Annotated in this window: 3 protein-coding genes; 1 reads left to right on the forward strand and 2 read right to left on the reverse strand. The window is 39.5% G+C overall.

Annotated features, from left to right (window positions below):
* Positions 1-56 precede the first annotated feature (56 nt).
* A complete protein-coding gene (locus AAX15_RS02725; RefSeq protein WP_046939042.1) occupies positions 57-1520 on the reverse strand; it encodes a TrkH family potassium uptake protein in 1464 nt (487 codons plus the stop codon).
* Positions 1521-1522: 2 nt separating this feature from the next.
* A complete protein-coding gene (locus AAX15_RS02730) occupies positions 1523-2143 on the reverse strand; it encodes a YigZ family protein (protein ID WP_046939043.1) in 621 nt (206 codons plus the stop codon).
* A gap of 115 nt (positions 2144-2258) precedes the next feature.
* On the opposite strand from AAX15_RS02730, the gene tusA reads away from it, so the two are divergent.
* Entirely contained in the window at positions 2259-2498 is a 240-nt protein-coding gene (gene tusA, locus AAX15_RS02735; protein ID WP_005630802.1) for a sulfurtransferase TusA, read from the forward strand.
* The last annotated feature ends 10 nt before the right edge of the window (positions 2499-2508 follow it).

Below are 2508 nucleotides of genomic sequence, written 5' to 3' on the forward strand. Positions count from 1 at the left end.
GGATCCCTCAAAAGTGCGGTCAAAATTCGAAATATTTATTAAAAATTAAACCTCAGCTAAGATCTCCAGAATGCGGGCGTAAATAATGCTAAAAGCGTGAAAATTTCTAAGCGGCCGCATACCATTGCGATAGTTAAAATCCATTTGGCACTATCTGGAATGGCGATCATATTACTGCTAACAGCACCTAATCCTGGTCCTAAATTATTTATACTCGCTAACACAGCATTAAAGGCATTGAAAGGTTCAACGCCACAAGCAATGACACCAAGTAAACAAATTAAAAATACTAAAATATAAGCCGAAAAGAATGCCCAAATACTACCTATCACTCTTTCATCTAATACATTTCTTCCCCATTTAATAGGATAAACCAAATTAGGATGGACCACACGTTTGATCTCTCGTTTCCCTTGTAGGTAAAGTACTAATACACGCGCAACCCTTAAACCACCACCAACAGATCCTGCACAACCGCCCATAAAAGATGCAGAGATTAACAATACGGGCACAAATGAGGGCCAAGCTGCAAAATCAGACGTAGTGTAACCTGTTGTAGTAGAAATAGAGACGGCCTGAAACAATACCTGCTCAAAATCTTGCCATGAAGTCTTAAAGTAACTGTGTCCCCACATTACTGAAGTACAAACCACTACTAAAATAACTTGGATACTGATAAAAAAACGAAATTCAGGATCACGCAAATAAATTTTGAAGAAATTTTCACGTCCAATCGTTGAAAAAGCTCGGAAATGTAGACCAAAGTTACAAGCAGAAACTAATAAAAATAAAACCGTAATTCCGTTAATCAATGGGCTATTGAAATAACCGATACTTGCATCATGCGTTGAAAAACCGCCAATGGAAACAGTAGAGAAACTGTGGGTAATCGCATCAAAAACACTCATTCCTGCCAACCAATAAGCTAAAGCGCATGACAAGGTTAAGGAAAGGTAAATCATCCACAAAACTTTTGCGGTTTCTGTAATCCGTGGGCGAATTTTTTGCTCCTTCATTGGACCAGACATTTCTGCACGGTAAAGTTGCATTCCGCCAATGCCTAAAAGGGGAATGATCGCAATCGCTAACACAATGATCCCCATTCCACCAAGCCATTGCAAAAACTGTCGGTAGAACAAAATTGCTTTTGGTAAATTATCCAATCCAGTCATCACGGTGGCACCTGTCGTTGTTAGGCCCGAAAAGGCCTCAAATACAGCAGATGCCACCGTTAAGTGTGGCGCATCAAACAACAGAAGCGGCAAAGTAGCCAAACCTCCAAGTACAAACCAAAAAGCTACAACGATCAAAAAACCATCACGGGATCGTAATTCTTGTTTATGGTGATGGCATGGCCACCAAAGCAATGTGCCCGCCGTCAAACTCAACATAAAAGCCTGCATAAATGCCTTACCGCCACCATCGCCATAAATTAGAGCGACAAATGCTGGAATCAGCATTGTGCCCGAAAAACACATCACAAGAATACCAATAATTCGGATAATCGATAAAATATGCACTATTATTCGCCTGTCTCTAAAAGTTGGATGACTAATCTGCCCGCAGACTTTTCCGTTAATTCTGAAGAAAAAACACCAACTGTTTTTTCACTAATACCTAAAATCAAATGAATATTTACCTGAAAATCTTGAGATAAAATCTCAACCTGATATTTTTCACAAAGTTGTAGCACCAAACTTAGCTGACCATAGTCACAATCCAGTTTGAAAGGGGTTCGTTCAACTTTAATTTCGCTTTCAATCAGCTTTAACGCTTGTTGTACGCCATTACCGTAAGCACGAACTAATCCACCCGTTCCAAGCAAAATACCACCATAATAGCGAACCACCACTGCACTGATTTCACCTAATTGACTACCTTGCAATGCACTCAACATTGGCTTTCCTGCCGTTCCAGCAGGTTCGCCATCATCAGAAAAACCAAGTTGTAGAGAATCTGTTGGCTTGCCTGCTACGGCAGCCCAACAATGATGCCGAGCATTTGGATGTTCTTGTTTAATCTTTGCCCAAAAAGCTCTTGCGTCTTCTAAACCTTCGGTGTGCTGCAAATAAGTAATAAAACGGCTTTTCTTAATTTCTTCTTCAAAAATAACCGCATTTTTAGGAACGAGGTATTCCGCCATTTATTTTTTCAAGGTAATTTCAATGACACTAGTCTAACACTGATGACTGGGATTTGTCGAAATTTTGGCGTAAGTGCGGTATGATATGGACCTGTTTTTCAAAAGAAAAAAGAATATGTCTGAAATTTCCGTCACACAAACCCTAGATACTTTAGGATTACGTTGTCCAGAACCGGTCATGCTTGTTCGTAAAAATATTCGTCATCTTAACGATGGAGAAATACTTTTGATTATTGCTGACGATCCTGCAACAACAAGAGATATTCCAAGTTTCTGTCAATTTATGGATCACACATTACTGCAAAGTGAAGTGGAAAAACCGCCGTTCAAATATTGGGTGAAAAAAGGAAAATAAAAAAAATCGC

It is taken from the genome of Haemophilus haemolyticus (genome assembly GCF_001008275.1).
Lineage (GTDB): Bacteria > Pseudomonadota > Gammaproteobacteria > Enterobacterales > Pasteurellaceae > Haemophilus > Haemophilus haemolyticus_P.

Bases quoted from the DNA above. Each gene is read 5' to 3' on its own strand.
- AAX15_RS02730 (WP_046939043.1), bottom strand. From the start codon at position 2,143: ATGGCGGAATACCTCGTTCCTAAAAATGCGGTTATTTTTGAAGAAGAA.
- tusA (WP_005630802.1), top strand. From the start codon at position 2,259: ATGTCTGAAATTTCCGTCACACAAACCCTAGATACTTTAGGATTACGT.